Consider the following 18056-nt stretch of genomic DNA (forward strand, 5'->3'; position numbering starts at 1 on the left):
AACAAGTCTAACGATAAGAAAAAAATCACCTGTTTCAAAGGTCTGATTCGGATCTTTGAGACAGGTGATTTAAAATACAAAAATAGTCGCTCAATAATTTAATGACAAATTTTGATGAGGTTTTTCCAAGTCGGGGTAAATCCCATAGTAAGCATTACACCTTTTCAGCTTCAAGGAGAAATTTTATGAAAACATTTCTTAAGTTACGATTATTATTTGTTTACGAAAGATTCGCGTCTAGAGGAAAGACAGAAAACTTCTTGACATTAACTTCAGAAATAAAAATATTGAAGGGCAACGCTTTTATTGAAGGGTAACGCTTTTGTGATGTATAATAAAATTGTTATATTAATGCAGGGAAGATTGAAATGACGATACCTGATAAGCCGAACAGTAGAAATCAGAAATATAAAAAGTGAACATTAAAGATTGAAAAGCGGGACATTGGAGACGAAAATCGTGTATTGAAAAGAGAAAGCCGAACATTCAATATACAATTTTGATTGCAACAATAGATATGTCAGGACGATGGGACTTCGGACATATTCCCTCAGAGCGAAGCCTTGAAAAAAAGGTGGTTTTCAGACAAAAACACACATTGACCAATTCCCGCGGACGAACGCAAATCTGGCTATACACTCGACATCAAGATGAACCAATCGAGCCGCGTCGAGAACGTAGCATTGCTGACGAGGGCGCATTAATTGAATCAACAATCGAAAGAGTGAGGTATAGATTACTACTTGACTCCAGCCTTGGAGCTGGGAATTATTGAGATGACCATTCCGGAAAACCGAAAAGCCGTAACCAGAAGTACAGGAAAAAATAACTTGATCGCTAACCAACCAAGGAAAGCGACTAAGATAACGACTAATTTATGAAAGTTTTTACCATCGCCTTTACCACTAAAGATACCGTTGACATTGCCGAGTACTTTGGCGCGGAAATGGAGAACAACGTAAATAAAAGTAACCTGCCGCACAGGCAGTGTGTTATTTTTATTGCACTTTTGAAAACGTGATTAACGGATTGTACACTATGATAAAGGTGATGTCATGACAAGAACAGAAATTGAAGCATCGAATTTAAAAGTCATCTTGCATTCCAAGAGAGCGAATATCTATTACCTGGAAAAGTGCCGGGTCATGCAGAAGGATGGACGCGTGTTTTATCTGACAGAAGGTAAACGCGAAAATCAATATTGGAATATACCGATTGCCGATACGACGGTGCTGCTGTTGGGAACAGGTACATCCATCACGCAGGCAGCCATACGGATGCTGTCTATGGCTGGCGTCATGGTCGGATTTTGCGGTAGTGGTGGAACGCCGTTGCTCTCTGGTGTCGAAATTGAATGGCTCAGTCCTCAGAGCGAATACCGGCCAACAGAATATGTGCAGGGATAGCTTTCTTTTTGGTTTCAGGAAGACAAGCGGTTGGCAGCGGCAAAAGAATTCCAACTAAAGAGATGCCAGTTCATCGAGCAGGTCTGGCAGAAAGATCGAGACTTGCAAAGCTGGGGATTCTATGCAGATGACGATGATATTCAGTCGGCTATGAATCGTTTCCAGCGGGTCATCCGGCAAGCCGTGGATATCAAACAATTGTTGGCCGGTGAGGCAATCTTTACGAAATCGCTTTATAAATATGCGAGCGAACACGTTGATATGCCAGATTTTGTTCGCCTTCATGATGCTCCTGCGGGAGATAAGGCCAATATCTTCTTGAATCATGGCAATTACCTGGCCTATGGTCTGGCTGCGGTCACCCTCTGGATTTTAGGGATACCGCATGGCTTTGCCGTCATGCATGGAAAAGCACGGCGGTGTCCTGCCGCTGGATTCGCTCTCGTAATCGCAGCCAACTCCTCTGGGTGGTGGGAAACCGCGACAAATTCAATGAAGAAGGCCTGGTGCCGGTCAATACAACGCGAAAAAATATCCTGTATAATGAATGGGAAGGTGGTTGGCCGTATCTGTCCCTGCTCAAAGCAGTGGTAGCTGTTGCAGCCCTTTTTCATGATTGGGGAAAATCATCCGATCACTTCCAGAAAAAACTGCGGTCATCATCGCTGGAAAAAGACCCATATCGCCATGAGTGGGTCTATTGTCAATTGTTGGCGGCTGTAGCGGATATCAGTGGTGACACACAGGATGATGATGCTTGGATGCATCTCTTCTTGGAAGGAATGTTGAAAAAGACAACTTTGAAGAACGAGATGAAGAAGCATAGTGATCAGGCAGATGCATTGCCGAAGATGCCGCCAATCATGTGTTTTTCTTTTTCAAAAGGGTTCCTGTTGGATGATGACGACTGGAATAAGGCTGTTAAAAAATGGATGGCCCGTCTGCTCCGGGAAAAAGCACAGCTGCAGCAGCTCTGTACTAATTCAAGCCTGGCTTTGCGTACGCTCCTTCTATATGCGCGGGAAGCCTTGATGCTGGCAGACCATTTCGTCTCTTCATGTGTTATCACAGCCGTCAGGTTTTGCTGCTCCGCCATGAGCAGGAAGCGTATCTCGATTATGTTCTGCGCCGCAAGCAAGAGAAGGGAGAGCGAGTCGTTTTTCAAGATAACGTTCTTCGTACTCATTTGGATAGGGGTCAAAAGCAGCGGTGTATCATAGGGCTTAGGAAAGAGAGTTTTATAATTTTTATAGTATTAATATTACAACATGAGTCGTGATATTTCCGTTGATGTATGATGTTTTTGAGCGGCAATATACTGTTCAAAGGAGGCTCGTTTCCACGGATGGCTCATGGTCTAAGGCAAAGATGGATTCTACTTAGGAATCCTCATCAATCGATGGGGATTTTTTGCATTGATAGGTGAACACAGTACGCCTATCGGTAAAGATTTCATGTTGCATTCGTTTCTTTTTTGCTTTGGTTGCTTTGGGAGACAGGATGTACCGGTTTCATTCATGGATAGTTCTACCTTACTGATAGGAATCCCTCCCCTTATATTTATAATGATAAAGAAGAGAGATTATATCATAAATTGGGGACATTTTCATCTGTGGTCTATTGAGACAATATCATATGTGGCTTATATTATGCTAACTGCCAAGTAAAAGTACTTGACAGTTAGCGTTGCTTACGGTATACTAGCAAAGTACGAATTCACACGGGGCGGTGAGGCGATGATTGAAGATGTTGTACGCAAGGGCAGACTTCTTGATATTTACGGGCCGCTTTTGACAGAACGGCAGCGCCGTTGCATGGAGATGTATTTTAATCTGGACCTGTCCCTCAGTGAAATCGGAGAAGAGCTTCATATTTCGCGGCAGGGGGCCTACGATATGCTCAACCGGGCGTCCCGGTCGCTGGAAGGATATGAATCGAGACTGGGCCTGCTTGCCCGTACAGATGCCATCCGGGAGAAAATCGATACGGCTGTATCGCTGTTGGAGTCTGGCACAGAGTCGGCGCAGGAACAGGCAGAACATATATTGAAAGACATTGAATTGTAATGTGCGTAAATCAGAAAGGGAGGTCCATCAATGGCATTTGAGAGTTTGTCCGAACGGTTTCAGGCTGCATTCAAAAAACTACGCGGCAAGGGAAAGCTTTCTGAAGAAGATGTCAGTGAAGCGCTAAAAGAGATGCGCCGTGCCCTCCTGGAAGCGGATGTCAATTTCGCCGTTACCAAGGACTTCATCAAGCGGGTCCGGGAAAAGGCAGTCGGCGAAGAAGTATTTGGCAGTCTGAATGCATCGCAGACGGTCATTAAGATTGTCCGTGATGAACTGGCCGAACTCCTCGGTGGCACGCAGAGCCGTATCGCCATGGCCAGTAAGCCACCTACCATTATTATGCTGGTAGGGCTGCAGGGCGCCGGCAAGACGACGACGGCGGCCAAACTGGCCAGAAAGCTGCATGGCCAGGGCAAGAACCCGCTTTTGGTCGCGGCAGACGTATACCGTCCGGCGGCTATTACACAGTTACAGGTGCTGGGTCAGGATCTGGATATTCCCGTCTATACGGAAGAAGGGAGCAAAGATCCCGTTGCTATTTCCCAGCATGCCATACCATATGCCTTGAGTCATCTGAAAGATATGGTCATCATCGATACGGCAGGGCGGCTTCATGTCAATGAAACGCTCATGGATGAACTGGTCCATATCAAGGAACAGGTCAAGCCCCATGAAATCCTGCTCGTCGTCGATGCCATGACAGGCCAGGACGCTGTGACGGCAGCATCTGCCTTCGATCAGGCGCTGGGCATTGATGGCATTATCATGACCAAGCTCGACGGTGACGCCCGTGGTGGTGCGGCCCTTTCCATCAAGGCCGTGACGGGTAAACCCATCAAGTTCATTGGCGTCAGCGAAAAGTTGGACGGCCTGGAAGAATTCCATCCCGACCGGTATGCATCGCGTATCCTCGACCTGGGCGATGTGGAAACGATCATCGAAAAGGCGCAGGCTGCTTTTGACGAAGAGTCGATGGCCAATATGAAAAAGGCCATGAAGAGCAATAGCTTTACCTTTGATGATTTCCTGGCCCAGCTGAACATGGTCAAGAAGATGGGGAACATGAGCAGTCTGGTCAGCCTGATCCCCGGGATTGGCAAATATAAGAAAGAAATTGATAAAATCGATATGGATGGCAAGGAATTCAAGCGGATTGAAGCCATCATCCAGTCTATGACAGCCCAGGAACGGGCCAGTGCCAATCCGAAACAGCTCATCAAAGACAGCCGCAAACGCCGTATTGCCAAAGGAAGCGGCACGCGGGTGCAGGATGTAAACCGCCTCATCAAGCAGTTTACGGATATGCAGAAGATGATGAAGCAGGCCAAGAAAATGCAGAAGAACAAACGACGGGGCTTCTTGCCACGTCTTCCCTTTTAGAGGCTTCTCATGAAGCGACAGTCCATATAAGGAGGTGATTTTCATGATTAAAATTCGTTTAGCTCGTTTAGGCGCAAAGAAAAAACCGATCTACCGCGTCGTTGTAGCTGATTCCCACGATGCCCGTAAAAACGGTCGTCCTGTTGCTACTCTGGGCATGTACGATCCGGCCAAAGGCGCTGACTGCCTGACTGTAGACGCAGAAGCAGCTCTGTCCTGGCTCGGCAAAGGCGCACAGCCGACTGATACCATTCGTTCTCTCTTCAAAAAAGCCGGTATCATGGCTCAGTTTGAAGCATCCAAAAAGTAAGTGAGGCTGGATACGATGGAAGAATTGATTGCTTGTATTGCCCGGTCTCTGGTAAAGAAACCGGAAGCAGTAACAGTTACAAAGATTCAAAAGAATGGCCTCGAAGTCTATCAGCTTCATGTAGCCCCGGAAGATATGGGCAAGGTCATTGGCAAACAAGGCAAGATTGCCAAGGCCCTGCGCCTTGTCGTCAAGGCGGCTGCAGTGAAGGCTAACAAAAAAGTATCAGTGGATATCGTATAGGAGGAACCATGGATCAGATTACGTTGCGTGTACCGGTGACTGTCAAGTCCAAAGTTACACAGGCACTGAAAGACAAAATCATCAGAAATGCTGATCAGGCGTTGAGCGATATCGATCGTGAAGCTCAGAACCTGGAATTCCAGGCTAAGCGCATGATGACCGAACAGGCCAAAATCGACGCACAGGGTTTGATATCTCTTCGTGCACAAGTGGAAGAACAGAAGCAGCACATTGCCGCTGCCAAAGCGAAAGCCCAGCACGAACGCGAACAGGCGGAACAGCTCGAAATCGGCTCCGAAATCCGGCAGGGAACGCTCGAACAGACGGTCGTTGTCAAAGTCGGAGACGATCTGGGCAAACTCATGGGCACGGAAATCTTGCTCGAAGACGACAAGATCATTGCCTTCCGCCAGTAATACGATGACGGGTATGGATCTCTATACTATCGGTCAAATAGTTGCCCCGCACGGTGTGCGGGGTGATGTTCGTATTTATCCCGATACGGATTTTCCCGAACGATTCCTGCATATGAAATACGGGTACATCGACGGCAAGCGCTATGAAGTCAAGGCGGCACGGTTCCATAAACATGTCGTCCTGATGAAGTTTGCAGGTGTCGATGACCGTAATGCAGCGGAACTTCTGGTACGCAAGGAATTGCAGGTGCCAAGGGAAGATCTGATGCCGCTGAAAGAAGGGCAGTACTATGTCTTTGATATCATCGGCATAGCTGTCTACAACCTGGAAGGCAGGCTGCTGGGGAAAGTGACGGACGTTCTGAAGACAGGAAGCAATGACGTTTACGTGGTAAACGATGACGCCGGCAATGAGCTTCTATTAGCGGTCATTCCTGAAGTAATACGCTCTGTGGATATCAAAGCGAAGAAGATGGTGGTAAATCCGCCAGAATGGATTGACGAATGAGAATCGATATAATTTCCTTATTTCCTGAATTTATAGAGGCTTTCTATCAGCATAGCATCATCGGCCGCGCACGGGCACAGGGACTTCTGGAGCTCGATGTGACTAATCCCAGGAGTTTTGTCTATGACCGGCACCGCATGGTGGATGACACCATTTATGGCGGTGGCTGTGGCATGCTGATGAAGGCAGGCCCGTTGTTTGCAGCCGTAGAATCGGTGCGCAGAGATGTGCCCCGGCGGCGTGTCATCCTCATGGGACCGGCCGGCTCGACCTTTAATCAGGCCAAGGCGCGTGAGCTGGCTGCTTATGACCAGCTCATTTTGTTGTGCGGTCATTATGAGGGTGTCGATTACCGGGTAGAGCAGTATCTGGCTGATGAAACGATTTCCATCGGCGATTTCGTCGTGACAGGCGGTGAAATGCCGGCTATGATCATCACCGATGCCGTAGCCCGCATGATTCCCGGTGTCCTGGGGTCAGCTGGCAGTGCTTCGGATGATTCGTTTTATCATTCCCTGCTGGAATACCCGCAATACACGAAGCCGGCCGTATTTCGCGGCCATGCCGTTCCAGAAGTGCTGCGCAATGGCAATCATGCTAAAATTGCAGCCTGGCGCCGTGAACAGTCACTGCGCCGTACGGTGGCTAAAAGACCGGATCTTCTACAGGGTTGCTCTCTTTCGGATACAGACCGCATGATACTGGAACGCATACAGAAGGAAACGGAATTATGAAATCATCACTGTATATCGGGCTCGTTCACTACCCGATTTATGATAAAAACTTCAACGTCATTGCTACGGCCATTACGAATTACGATCTCCATGATATTTCCCGGTCGGCCCGCACTTATGGCGTAAAAAAATATTTCATTATCCACCATGTCGAAGCACAACTGGACATGGTGCGTAAGATTATCGATTTCTGGCGCAGCCCTGTAGGAAAGAATTATAATTCGTATCGTACGGAAGCTCTTGACATCCTCGACATCCGTCCTTCCATCGGGGCGGCTGTCCAGGCCGTCACCGATGCAGAAGGAAAAAGGCCTTATGTCGTGACGACCGATGCCAGGACGTACGCCAATACGATTTCCTACAAGGACCTCCGACGCAAGAGAGAAGAAGAAGATACTCCTGTCCTGCTGCTCCTTGGTACGGGATATGGCATGACAAAAGAAACGATGGAACAATTTGATTTTATCCTGGAACCAATTTATGGTGCAGGGGATTACAATCATCTCTCCGTTCGTTCGGCTGCGGCGATTATTCTGGATCGTCTTGCCGGCGAGGACTGGTGGAACTAAAGAGGAGGAACTAAGATGTCCGGACATTCAAAATGGGCGAATATTAAACGTAAAAAAGGTAAAAACGATGCGATCCGTGGCAAGATCACGACAAAAATCAGCCGCGAAATCACGATTGCCGTCCGTATGGGCGGAGCAGACCCGACGGGTAATATGCGCCTGAAACTTGCTCTGCAGAAGGCAAAAGAAAACAATATTCCGAAGGATAATATCAAACGGGCTATCCAGAAGGGCGCCGGCGCAACGGAAGGCCAGAATTACGAAGAAATCACCTATGAAGGCTATGGCCCGGCTGGCGTTGCCGTTACGGTCAATGTCCTCACAGATAACCGCAACCGTGCAGCAGCCGCTGTCCGTCATGAATTCAGCAAACACGGTGGAAACCTCGGTGAAACCGGCTGTGTTTCCTGGATGTTCAAAAATGAAGGCATTTTCATCGTATCTAAGGAAAACGCAACGGAAGACCAGCTGATGGAAGTCGCTCTCGATGCCGGTGCCGATGATGTCAAGACCGGTGATGAAGAGTTTGAAATCATCACCTCTCCAGAAGCCTTTGATGATGTAGAAAAGGCGCTGGCAGATAGCGGCATCGAAACAGAACATGCCCAGATTACGATGGTTCCGGATAATACTATTGCTCTCGGTGCTGAAGATGCCAAGAAACTGGAAAACCTCATCGATGCCCTCGATGAAATCGATGATGTCCAGGACGTATATCATAATGGGGAACTTCCCGACGAAGAAGAATAATAAAAAATTACAGCTTGCAGACCGTATCTGCAAGCTGTTTTGCATGACAGGGGGATGCTGTGTAGATCACGGCATCCTCTATTTATCGGGGGATATTCAGACATAGCTGAAAACGCATCCTGCATCGGGAAGCTAATACATTGTAAACGTTTGCAGACACTGGCGCATAGCCGGAAGATATGGTTCTTTCGTTTGGGCATCGGCCGTCAGTGTCAGGATATACAGGCTGTTTCCCCATAAAAGAAGGTAGCGTTCGGTGTACAGGTCGATGATCTGATCCCCCAGGTAGAACCGTTGTGTATAGGTCAGACGGGATGCCTGATGGGTGCCGATATGAGTCATACCCGTGTGGATGTCCCGGACGGTATGATCCGTTTTCAATACGCGCCGGTAGGCTTCCCAGCTTTGTTTCAGATAGGCTTTTTGCTTGCCCGGGGATATGGGCTGACTTCGCTTTTCTTCCGAAATCTGGATGCAGAGCCGGCCCTCTGGCTGTACGGCTGCCAAGTGTATTTCCGGACGGGGCGGCGTAGTCAGGGCAAAGCCAGCGGGAAGCTGCAGGGAGATGCCCAGCCTGTCATCCTTCCATTCCCGGGCAGCCGGAGAGGACGGCATGTCCTGAGTCACTGCCGGCTGATGTGCGGCGGCAGCGGCTGGCCAGACTGTCAGAACAGCGATACAAAGGCAAAGGGCCAACAGCCATGATCCGATGAGATGCACCTTAATCCAGTTTCTTTTCATAATAGCGTAACGTAACAGGCAATATTCCATTTAGCATAGCCTTTCCCGTGCTGACTAGTTCAAATCCCATATTTTCATAGAGGTGGCTGGCGGGAATATTATCAATATTCGTGTCGAAGCGCATGACCGTACATCCCCGGGAACGGGCCTGGTCCAGGGCAAACTGTACCATCTGCCGGCCAATGCCGCGGCGGCTGTGCCCGGGGAGTACACAGAGCGTATGCAGTACCAGCACGTGTGCGGAATCTGCCGGATATCGCCAGGGCTGGGAAGCATATTCGTCGTCCTGATGGTGATTGAGGAGCATACTGGCCAGGAGCGTGCCCTCTTCATCGCGCAGTACGTACAGCCAGCCTTCGGCAACTCCCCGTTCGGCTACGGCACGGGTCGGATAGGTTCCCCGCAGCCAGTGCGTCCGGTCGCGATGGGAATCGAAATAATCGAACAAGGCTTCATAGCTCCGGGCTACGTCATCGATGTCATTGGATACAGCTTTTTTTATCGTCATAGGTCTTCATCCTTTCTGTCAGTAGATACTTTCAGCATAGGGGCTTTCCCGGCAGATGTCAAGCCGATGTGGTACAATAGAAGGAGAAAACGTTGTAACTGTGACGAAATTGTGATGGCCGGCACATGGCATTTCACGGTTCGGTCTGGTATACTAAATCATTATAGTGATAAAAGGGTGAGTACATGGAAACAGATATATACGGCATATACAGGACTTCGCTGGAACAGGTCATGGATACACTGGTCCGGGAAATCCGGGCGTATAGTGAACGGGAAAAGGCCCGCACGGGTTCGACGATTTATGAACACTTGCTGTACCGCATAAAAACAGACAGTAGTATGCGCGGCAAATGTGACCGGAAAGGATTGCCGCAGACAGAACGTTCAGCATTATATGACATTCACGACGCTATCGGGCTGCGGATCGTCTGCCGGTTTATCGACGATATTTATACCAATATTAATTACTTACGCCAGTTGCCTCAGGTAGAGGTAGTAGAGGAGAAGGATTATGTCCGCCATGCCAAGCCCAACGGATATCGCAGCTATCATCTCATCCTCGCCGTGACGACACCGTTTATCGATGTGCTGGGACACAACCCGGGGCGCTACTTTGCGGAAATACAGCTTCGCACACTGGCGATGGATTCCTGGGCCAGCCTGGAACATGAAATGAAATATAAAAAACATATCCAGAATCCGGAAATGATCAGCCGCGAGTTGAAACGCTGTGCCGATGAACTGGCTTCGTGTGATTTATCCATGCAGACCATACGGAATCTGATTCGTGCAGATAACACAGGAGGGAAATCGTAATGAAAATCTTACTGGCAGAAGACGAAAAAGATATGTCGGCTGCACTGGTTGCCATACTGACCCATTCGGGGTATGAAGTCGATCCTGTCTATGATGGAGAGGCGGCAGTCCGCATGGCACAGAGCCATTCCTATGATTGTATGGTGTTTGATATTATGATGCCCAAATTGGACGGGGTACAGGCGCTGCAGCAGATCCGCGATGGCGGCGATGTGACGCCGGTCATTATGCTGACAGCCAAATCAGAAGTATCGGACCGTATCAACGGACTGGATGCCGGAGCGGACGATTATCTGACCAAGCCCTTTGCCATGGCTGAATTACTGGCCCGTTTGCGGGCCATGACACGGCGTTCGACGGCATTTACACCACAGAAGCTGCAGACTGGTTCCGTGTCTCTGGATGTGGCGGAACAGGAATTATGCAGTACCAATGCAGTCCGCCTTTCGGCCAAAGAAACGAAACTCATGCAGTTATTGATGATGAATGCCCATAAGGATCTGACAACTAGTGATATCCTCAGCCGCGTCTGGCCCGATGAGGACGAAGATGAAAAAATTGTCTGGATTTACATTTCCTATCTTAAAGAAAAATTAGCGGCTATCGATGCCGATATTACGATCCGGGGCGATGAAGGAGGTCCCTTCTGCCTCATGCAGGAGTCCTGATATGAGTATGATTAAAAAGATGCACCGGAAGTTTATCCTGGCCGGTACTGCCGCTGTCATCATCATCGTAGTCGGAGCACTGGCCGTCCTCAATGCTATCGTGTATATGCATGAAATAAGGGAAATCGACTGGATTATAACTTCTATTGCTGAAAATGACGGAACGTTGCCGGATGGACGGCAGATTCATCGTGATGCAGGCTGGTCAGCCGTCGATAAAGTACTGCTGGACGGTGATGACTGGATTTCCAGTACACCCGATTTTCTCTACCAGGTACGATATTTTTCTGTCTACTGGGATGCAGACCAGACTGTGTCCCGTGTCGATATCAGTCATACCGCTGCTTTTGATGCTTCTTCAGCAATTGTCTATGCTGACATGGCATCCCACCTTTCCAGTGATAAAGGTTTCCTCAATAGAGATAAGGCCGTTTATGCCTATCTCAGGAAGGACTATCCCGATGGGTCCCGGCTGCTCATTGTACTGGACAGCACGAAAAATATCATGTCCATCAATCATATGCTGCGCTATTCCTTCTGGTTTGGTCTGATTGTCATTGTTCTGTATGTAATCATTCTGGCGGCTTTGTCCAGCCTGGCCGTCCGGCCTTTTGTCCGCAATATGGAAAACCAGAAACGGTTTATTACCAATGCCGGCCACGAATTAAAAACACCGATTGCCATCATTTCGGCCAATGCTGAGACTATCGAGATGCTCAACGGCAAGAGTCAGTGGACGGACAATATTTTAAAACAGGTCCGGCGCCAGTCACAGCTGATCAATGATTTGATCATGCTGGCAAAAAGGGGCGAACGTTCCCGGGCAGATATAACGCTGCAGGATATAGATATTTCTCATGAAATCCAGTCGGCTGTCCAATCTTTCGATGCTCTGGCCAAAGACCAGGGAAAGATGCTCGTGCCACGCATAAAAGAGGGAATCCATGTCGTGGCGGATCAGCGCTGTGTCTATGAAATCGCCAGTATCCTTCTCGATAATGCCGTTAAGTATTGCGATGAAGCAGGAACGATTACCGTGACTCTGACGACGAAGAAAATCGGCAAGGGGGCTGTACTGACCGTCTCTAATGATTTTGCCGGTGGAAAGGGCGTCGATTATACGAGGTTTTTCGAACGTTTCTATCGGGGGGATGAATCGCACAGCAGTGCCAAAGCCGGATACGGTATCGGCCTGTCTATGGCAGAAGAACTGGTGCGGCTGTTGAAAGGCTCTATCAATGTTTCGTATAAGAATGGCGTCATCACCTTTACGGTGACACTTTGATTTTTTACTATCATACGGACTTTGTGATATGATTGAGATATCTTTTAGGAAAGAACAGGTGAATGGTATGGATACAAAGGATACAAAAAAACAACTATGCCGCATCGGCCGGAAGATGAAGGAAGGCGGGCTGGTCGTAGCCTGCGATGGTAATATCAGTTATCGCCGCGACGACGGCCTGATTGTCATCACGCCTTCCGGTGTGCCAAAGGGAGAACTCAGGCCGTCCGACCTGCTGCTCATCGACATGCAGGGGCATATCGTAAAAGGAAAAGGCAAGGCGTCGTCCGAAACGAGCCTTCATCTGGAAATCTATAAGGCCCGTCCTGATGTGAAAGCCATCGTCCACTGCCATCCTGTGACGGCTACGGCTGTATCAGTGGCAGGATTGGAATTTCCCAGTCAGGTCGTAACGGAAGGGCGGGATTTCCTCGGACCGGTCATAACCGTGCCTTTTGCTGAACCGGGATCAATGGATCTGGCCGTCAAGTGTGCTCAGGGATTGAAGAAAGTCAATGTCATCCTCATGGCAAGTCATGGGGCTTGTGCCGTAGGTACGAATCTCAATCAGGCGTTTTATCGAATGGAAACGCTGGAGTCGGTGGCTAAGATATACCGTAATGCCATGACTTTCCATGCAGCCTATCGCGTAATCCATGAAGAAGAACAGGTACATAGCCTGGCTGATGTATTTACCTTATAAGACATAAAAAAACAGGGACCGTCCCATGATGTGCGTTCATGGAACAGTTCCTGTTTTTTGTTTGAGGTTTGAGGTTTTAGACGACGGCAAAGAAGACATAACGGATGATGAGGAAGGCGAGGGCTCCCATGACGGCCGTGCAGGGGATGGTAAGGACCCAGGCAGAGACCATCTGGCGCGCTACGTTCCAGTGGACGGCTTTAACGCGCTGGGCAGCGCCCACACCCATGATAGATCCGGATACGACATGGGTCGTCGATACGGGCAGGTGAAGCAGCGTGGCCGTAAAGATGACAACTGCCGAGTTGAGATCGGCAGCAAATCCGTGGATGGGATGCATCTTGAAAATTTTGCCGCCTACCGTACGGATGATTTTCCAGCCGCCTACACTGGTTCCCAGGGCCATGGCGGCAGCGCAGAGCAGTTTGACGATAGTAGGAACTTCCAGTGTGTCGATGAATCCGCCGGAAAGCAGGGCCAGTGTAATGATCCCCATCGATTTCTGGGCATCATTGGATCCGTGGGAAAAGGCCATGAGAGCAGCGGACAGGATCTGCAGCCGGTTGGCCGTCAGGTTGACGACGGCCGGACGGTAATTATGGCAGAAGGAAAAGAGGAGGTTCATGATAATATAACCGACGATGATGGCGGTTATAGGGGACAGGATAAGGGAGAGAAAAATTTTTAATATGCCCCAGCCGTTGAGGGCACCGAAGCCGACAGAAATGGCAACGGCGCCAATCATGCCGCCTATAAGAGCGTGAGAAGAGCTGGACGGCATGCCGACGTACCAGGTCAGGAGATTCCATATGATGGCTCCTGTCAGGCCGGACACGATAATCAGTTCATTGATCATACTGGCCGATATGACGATATCGCCGCCAATCGTTTTGGCAACGCCTGTAGAAATCATGGCACCGATAAAGTTCAGGATAGCCGTACCGATGATAGCCAGGCCGGGCCGGATTGCCCGTGTCGATACGCAGGTAGCGATGGCATTGGCTGTATCGTGGAAGCCGTTGATGAAATCAAAAATCAGGGCCAGAACGACGACGAGGATAATCATGTACGTATCAAGCATACTTCATAACCACTCCTTTGATCAGGTTACCCAGTGCTTCTACTTTATCCGCTGTTTCTTCGATGGACGCCATCGTATCTTTCCAGCGGATGACATCCAGAAGCGGCATTTCCCCGCTGAAAATACGGGACATTTCTGCCCGGTAGATATGGTCTACTTCTGTTTCCATCTTGTTGAGCTTTTCCGTATGGTAAATGAGTTCTGCCTGGTGCTTGTCGATATTCTTTAACAATTCAAAGGTGCTGGCCAGTTCATTTCCCATATCGATGAGGACTTCCGTACCACGCACGGCAGCCGGCGTCGATTGGGTAATATGGTACATATCGACGCGCATGATAAAGCCGTGGAGGTTGTCGATACAGTCTTCCAGCCGGCAGGACAGATTGTAAAAATCTTCTCTGTCGATCGGCGTGATAAATACGCGGGCCAGTTGTTTGATGACATCAAAATTGACTTTGTCTGCCCCGTGTTCCAGATTGGTAATTTCTTCCATATGATCCGGCAGGAGTGACAGGTCTTTCATGACTTCGTTGGCGATGACGGCGCCGCGCCGGAATTTCTCGGCATTTTCGATGAGATAGTCAAAAAATTCTTCGTGTTTATTGCTGATGCTGAACATGTAAGGTACGCCTCCTAATATACTCTTTTCAAAGTATACGTATACTTTGTCAGTCCTGTGTAAATACTTTGTAAAAATCATGTAAATTTAAAGGAAGTATTTACTACTTATTTACTACTATTTTACCATGCTTTACCAGCTCTTGACATGTATACAAGGAGAAAAATAGAAAAAAATAACTGACAACCGGAAAAATTCCAGCTGTCAGTTATTATTAGTGAATCATAGTCGTTACGAGGAGGGCCAGATGATTGATTCCTTGGGGAACGCAGGCCGGGACATAGGTTACGATGAGTGCCGTAGAGGCCAGACCTACAACCGTCAGCCAGGCTTCGCAGTCGCTGCCCCAGATATATTCGCCAAGTTTGACGCAAGCGCCGCCGATAGCTACCAAAGCAGTAAGCATGGCTAACGTTGCTACGGGACTGCCGGGATAGAGATGGCTCAGTACAAGAAGTACGAACAGACCTATTACAATCAGATTTTTCATCAAATATTTCCCCCTCAATATTTATAATGGTTATATTATAGCTATGAGATTGGGTGCAGTCAATTACTAATGATTATTTCTTCGTATCAATACTGCAAGTATAAAATGTGTTATGTGACTAGTTCAAATCTCTATGATTTGCTATAATTAAAAACTGGGAATGAATCAGGGGAGAAGGTTGAACATCGATGAGCTGGCTGAAAAAACAATTAGGAAAAGTAAAGACCAGTTTAACCCAGAAGGCACGTCCGGATACAGATCATGTTCTGGATGACATACGGGCGTATACGGCTGAACCGGCCGATGGCCTGCCTGAATACGACCGCCTGCTGACGGTATTACGGAACAGTGCGTCTGAATTGGTAGTGTATTCCCACTTTGAGGCTGATGCGAAATCCTTATGGAATTTGTCTTATGGAGGGTCGTTGGCTGAAGCCGATAAGATTAGCTTTATTTATACGCAGATTCCTATTATTTGTGACAGCATAGAACGTCATCTGTATATGGTACGGACAGCCCGGCAGGCGAAAGCCTCGTATTTTGAAAACCATGAGAGTACCCGGAAGAAAATAGAAAAGCGCAATCTCGCCCTGGACAGTGTCCGAAAGGCCCTTAAAGAGGCTGTGTCATATGTCCGGGACAGGGAAAATGAATACGACCGCGACTGGGCCGGCAGGAAGTATGTGCCCCTGGATGATATGACGGAAACGGAAGATTTTTACCAGCGCCTCCTGAAGGGTATCCGTAATTTTACGACGTGGCAGCCCGTGTTTGCCAAACTGGATGACGCTGCCAGCTTTGCCCATACCTTGGCCGGATATGAAGAGTCGGCACAAAAAGCCGAATCTTTCTGGCTGGACTGGCGGGAACGATGCCGGTCTTACTTTACGGAACGGGCAGACCTGTCCCGGGAACGCCGGCAGTTCATGAAGGACGAAGAAGAGTACGAACATTCCGGCCTGTGGGGGCGCAAGCCTGTCTTTGATTTCAGCCGCCGCGGTCATCATCTGGAACAGCACCGGGAAGAGCTGGAAGACTGGGAAGACCGCCTGGAAGAGGACTGGTATGACCTGCAGAAAGACTATAAGGGCTATTGCAACCGGATACTCGATATCTGTGATGAGCTTTGTGAGTATGTCGTCGTTCTGGAAGATTGTCTGGAAGAGGAAAAGGAATCCAATATCCGCAGTGGTGAGAAACTGGAAGCCGATTATGAAACCGGCCATGAAGACATATGCCGCCTCGACGAGGAATATGAACGGGTAAAGGTCGTATTAAATACATTAGAAACGCTGGGAGGAACAGCTTATGGAGTTTGAGGAAATACCAAAGCGGCGGAAAATACAGGATTTCTTTCCTGAAGAACCACCCCGCCCCAGGCGCAGGACACGGATAGAGGAAACAAAGCAGAAGCGGCATAAAGTCGATACGTATCTCGACGATGCGGATTGGCAGTCTCTGCAGCGCTATTGTGAAGAAGCGGATGAAAAACCGTCGGTATTACTGCGCCGCCTGTTACGGCAATTTTTGAAAGAAGAGAAGGGATAAAATGGAACGTCTGGATATTTATGACTATCGTGGCGTGTCTACGGGAAGGACTATCGACCGCAGCCAGGAAGATACACTGTCTGACGGGGAATATTTCCTCATTGTCCATGTCTGTATTTTCGATCATGCCGGGCGTCTTCTCATCCAGCAGCGGCGGAAGCCGGGAGATCCGCTGGATGGATGCTGGGATCTGACTGTTGCTGGGCATGTACGCAGTGGCGAATCGAGCCAGGCAGCGGCCATGAGGGAGGTGCGCGAGGAGATAGGACTTCCTGTTGATCTTACCGGGCAGGCACCGCTCATGCGGCTCCGGTTCCATCACGGGTTTGACGATATTTATGTCGTCATAGCCGATGTTCCCTTGTCGTCCCTGCACCTGCAGGATGCAGAAGTCCGGGCTGCCCGCTATGCTGCCTGCGACGAGGTGCTCCATATGATTCACCGGCAGCAGTTCCTGCCTTATATGGACAGCTTTATTGAAGCATTGTACGATATGCGCTGTTCCAATGGTTTCATCCGCAGCGATGCACCGTCCGATTTACAGTGAACGGGTAATCTGGCGGAATCGCTCTGGCCACCAGAATGAAGAAAGGGTATAATGAAAATATAAGAACTCTAAAAATGAGGTGTGTAATATGGCAAAGAACTATTATGAATTGCACGTAGCCGGCTGTACACGGCAGCTTCCCATCATCAAATTAAATGACGACCTGGCTATTGCCGGGTTTGTTATCCTGGGAGATGTAGATATCGTATCGGCTACGGCAAGGGAACTGGTTAAAAAAATGCCTGCCGATACAGACGTCATCATGACTGCCGAAACAAAGGGAATTCCCCTGGCCCATGAAATGGCGCGTCTGAGCGGCATGAAACAATATGTCGTGGCCCGGAAATCGGTTAAAGCATATATGGATGATCCCATCTGGGTAGAAGATGAATCCATAACGACAGCAGGCAAACAGCGCCTGTACCTTTCGGCTGCTGACGTGGCGCTCATGCGCGGTAAAAAGGTCCTCCTCGTCGATGATGTCATCAGCACGGGCGGATCGATGAAAGCTCTGAAGGCGCTGGCTGAAAAAGCCGGGGCTCATATTGCCGGACAGGCGGCTATCCTGGCCGAAGGGGATGCGGCAAAACGGGAAGATATCATTTATCTGGCACCGCTTCCCCTTTTGAAACCGGAGGATGCAGAATAGTTCTATGGGAATAA

24 protein-coding genes and 1 pseudogene are annotated in these 18056 nt (G+C 48.8%); 20 read left to right on the forward strand and 5 right to left on the reverse strand.

Translation table 11 applies throughout. From position 1 onward, the window contains the following. The first annotated feature begins 347 nt into the window (after window positions 1-347). The 12 genes and pseudogenes from B2U90_RS12565 to B2U90_RS06040 all read left to right on the forward strand — a co-directional run bounded on the left by B2U90_RS12565 (window position 348) and on the right by B2U90_RS06040 (window position 8385). Window positions 348-419 carry a Fic family protein gene (locus B2U90_RS12565; protein WP_353885620.1) on the forward strand — a complete coding sequence of 24 codons (72 nt, stop codon included), beginning with the start codon at window positions 348-350 and terminating at the stop codon, window positions 417-419. Between the two features lie 636 nt (window positions 420-1055). Then, window positions 1056-1817, forward strand: a pseudogene (cas1f, locus tag B2U90_RS05990) (type I-F CRISPR-associated endonuclease Cas1f); the annotation flags it as partial. Between the two features lie 95 nt (window positions 1818-1912). Then, window positions 1913-2626: a hypothetical protein gene (locus B2U90_RS05995; protein ID WP_292017352.1), complete on the forward strand. Its 714-nt coding sequence runs from the start codon at window positions 1913-1915 to the stop codon at window positions 2624-2626. A 516-nt stretch (window positions 2627-3142) separates the two neighbouring features. Further along, window positions 3143-3472, forward strand: coding sequence for a YlxM family DNA-binding protein (gene ylxM, locus B2U90_RS06000; RefSeq protein ID WP_072235719.1), 330 nt, complete (start codon window positions 3143-3145; stop codon window positions 3470-3472). Window positions 3473-3502: 30 nt separating this feature from the next. After that, window positions 3503-4855: a signal recognition particle protein gene (gene ffh / locus B2U90_RS06005; RefSeq protein WP_292017353.1), complete on the forward strand. Its 1353-nt coding sequence runs from the start codon at window positions 3503-3505 to the stop codon at window positions 4853-4855. A 43-nt stretch (window positions 4856-4898) separates the two neighbouring features. Beyond that, on the forward strand, window positions 4899-5165 hold the full coding sequence (rpsP, locus tag B2U90_RS06010) for a 30S ribosomal protein S16 (RefSeq protein ID WP_059075947.1): 267 nt from the start codon (window positions 4899-4901) through the stop codon (window positions 5163-5165). Between the two features lie 15 nt (window positions 5166-5180). After that, window positions 5181-5408, forward strand: a complete 228-nt coding sequence (locus tag B2U90_RS06015) for a KH domain-containing protein (protein ID WP_292017354.1) — start codon at window positions 5181-5183, stop codon at window positions 5406-5408. A gap of 8 nt (window positions 5409-5416) precedes the next feature. Then, window positions 5417-5824 (forward strand): YlqD family protein, encoded by a 408-nt coding sequence (locus tag B2U90_RS06020; RefSeq protein ID WP_059075949.1) that lies wholly within the window; start codon window positions 5417-5419, stop codon window positions 5822-5824. Window positions 5825-5828: 4 nt separating this feature from the next. After that, on the forward strand, window positions 5829-6332 hold the full coding sequence (rimM, locus tag B2U90_RS06025; protein ID WP_292017355.1) for a ribosome maturation factor RimM: 504 nt from the start codon (window positions 5829-5831) through the stop codon (window positions 6330-6332). Beyond that, a complete protein-coding gene (gene trmD / locus B2U90_RS06030; RefSeq protein ID WP_059075950.1) occupies window positions 6329-7066 on the forward strand; it encodes a tRNA (guanosine(37)-N1)-methyltransferase TrmD in 738 nt (245 codons plus the stop codon). Before rimM ends, trmD begins: the two co-directional genes overlap by 4 nt. After that, window positions 7063-7635: an RNA methyltransferase gene (locus tag B2U90_RS06035; RefSeq protein ID WP_059075951.1), complete on the forward strand. Its 573-nt coding sequence runs from the start codon at window positions 7063-7065 to the stop codon at window positions 7633-7635. Before trmD ends, B2U90_RS06035 begins: the two co-directional genes overlap by 4 nt. A gap of 15 nt (window positions 7636-7650) precedes the next feature. Further along, window positions 7651-8385, forward strand: a complete 735-nt coding sequence (locus tag B2U90_RS06040) for a YebC/PmpR family DNA-binding transcriptional regulator (RefSeq protein WP_059075952.1) — start codon at window positions 7651-7653, stop codon at window positions 8383-8385. Window positions 8386-8517: 132 nt separating this feature from the next. Here B2U90_RS06040 and B2U90_RS06045 read toward each other — a convergent pair whose 3' ends face one another. Together B2U90_RS06045 and B2U90_RS06050 are read right to left on the reverse strand one after the other, a co-directional pair. Further along, window positions 8518-9126 carry a hypothetical protein gene (locus tag B2U90_RS06045; RefSeq protein WP_141700272.1) on the reverse strand — a complete coding sequence of 203 codons (609 nt, stop codon included), beginning with the start codon at window positions 9124-9126 and terminating at the stop codon, window positions 8518-8520. Next, entirely contained in the window at window positions 9107-9634 is a 528-nt protein-coding gene (locus B2U90_RS06050; RefSeq protein ID WP_059075954.1) for a GNAT family N-acetyltransferase, read from the reverse strand. The genes B2U90_RS06045 and B2U90_RS06050 overlap by 20 nt, the downstream gene beginning before the upstream one ends. A gap of 185 nt (window positions 9635-9819) precedes the next feature. Here B2U90_RS06050 and B2U90_RS06055 point away from each other — a divergent pair, with 185 nt between their 5' ends. From B2U90_RS06055 to B2U90_RS06070, 4 genes are all read left to right on the forward strand, one after another. Further along, window positions 9820-10452 (forward strand): GTP pyrophosphokinase, encoded by a 633-nt coding sequence (locus tag B2U90_RS06055; protein WP_292017357.1) that lies wholly within the window; start codon window positions 9820-9822, stop codon window positions 10450-10452. Next, entirely contained in the window at window positions 10452-11120 is a 669-nt protein-coding gene (locus B2U90_RS06060; RefSeq protein WP_113855744.1) for a response regulator transcription factor, read from the forward strand. Before B2U90_RS06055 ends, B2U90_RS06060 begins: the two co-directional genes overlap by 1 nt. 1 nt (window position 11121) lies before the next feature. After that, window positions 11122-12405 (forward strand): sensor histidine kinase, encoded by a 1284-nt coding sequence (locus tag B2U90_RS06065; protein ID WP_292017358.1) that lies wholly within the window; start codon window positions 11122-11124, stop codon window positions 12403-12405. A 67-nt stretch (window positions 12406-12472) separates the two neighbouring features. Continuing rightward, entirely contained in the window at window positions 12473-13108 is a 636-nt protein-coding gene (locus B2U90_RS06070) for a class II aldolase/adducin family protein (protein ID WP_292017359.1), read from the forward strand. Between the two features lie 76 nt (window positions 13109-13184). Here the strand turns inward: B2U90_RS06070 and B2U90_RS06075 are convergent, their stop codons facing one another. From B2U90_RS06075 to B2U90_RS06085, 3 genes are all read right to left on the reverse strand, one after another. Beyond that, complete coding sequence (locus B2U90_RS06075) at window positions 13185-14189, reverse strand: inorganic phosphate transporter (protein ID WP_059075959.1); 1005 nt, start codon at window positions 14187-14189, stop codon at window positions 13185-13187. Continuing rightward, the gene (locus B2U90_RS06080) at window positions 14182-14808 is read right to left on the reverse strand and encodes a DUF47 domain-containing protein (protein ID WP_059075960.1); all 627 of its coding nucleotides are present in this window, start codon (window positions 14806-14808) and stop codon (window positions 14182-14184) included. The genes B2U90_RS06075 and B2U90_RS06080 overlap by 8 nt, the downstream gene beginning before the upstream one ends. 214 nt (window positions 14809-15022) lie before the next feature. Further along, on the reverse strand, window positions 15023-15298 hold the full coding sequence (locus tag B2U90_RS06085) for a hypothetical protein (RefSeq protein ID WP_059075961.1): 276 nt from the start codon (window positions 15296-15298) through the stop codon (window positions 15023-15025). A 188-nt stretch (window positions 15299-15486) separates the two neighbouring features. Between B2U90_RS06085 and B2U90_RS06090 the strand changes: the two genes are divergently transcribed. The 4 genes from B2U90_RS06090 (at window position 15487) to B2U90_RS06105 (ending at window position 18042) form a co-directional block, all read left to right on the forward strand. Then, window positions 15487-16617, forward strand: coding sequence for a hypothetical protein (locus B2U90_RS06090; RefSeq protein ID WP_292017360.1), 1131 nt, complete (start codon window positions 15487-15489; stop codon window positions 16615-16617). Then, complete coding sequence (locus tag B2U90_RS06095; RefSeq protein ID WP_059075963.1) at window positions 16607-16846, forward strand: hypothetical protein; 240 nt, start codon at window positions 16607-16609, stop codon at window positions 16844-16846. The genes B2U90_RS06090 and B2U90_RS06095 overlap by 11 nt, the downstream gene beginning before the upstream one ends. 1 nt (window position 16847) lies before the next feature. Continuing rightward, window positions 16848-17393, forward strand: coding sequence for an NUDIX hydrolase (locus B2U90_RS06100; RefSeq protein ID WP_292017361.1), 546 nt, complete (start codon window positions 16848-16850; stop codon window positions 17391-17393). Between the two features lie 88 nt (window positions 17394-17481). After that, on the forward strand, window positions 17482-18042 hold the full coding sequence (locus B2U90_RS06105) for a phosphoribosyltransferase family protein (protein ID WP_059075965.1): 561 nt from the start codon (window positions 17482-17484) through the stop codon (window positions 18040-18042). The last annotated feature ends 14 nt before the right edge of the window (window positions 18043-18056 follow it).

The sequence above is a fragment of the Megasphaera sp. UBA4233 genome (genome assembly GCF_002395615.1).
Taxonomy (GTDB): domain Bacteria; phylum Bacillota; class Negativicutes; order Veillonellales; family Megasphaeraceae; genus Megasphaera; species Megasphaera hexanoica.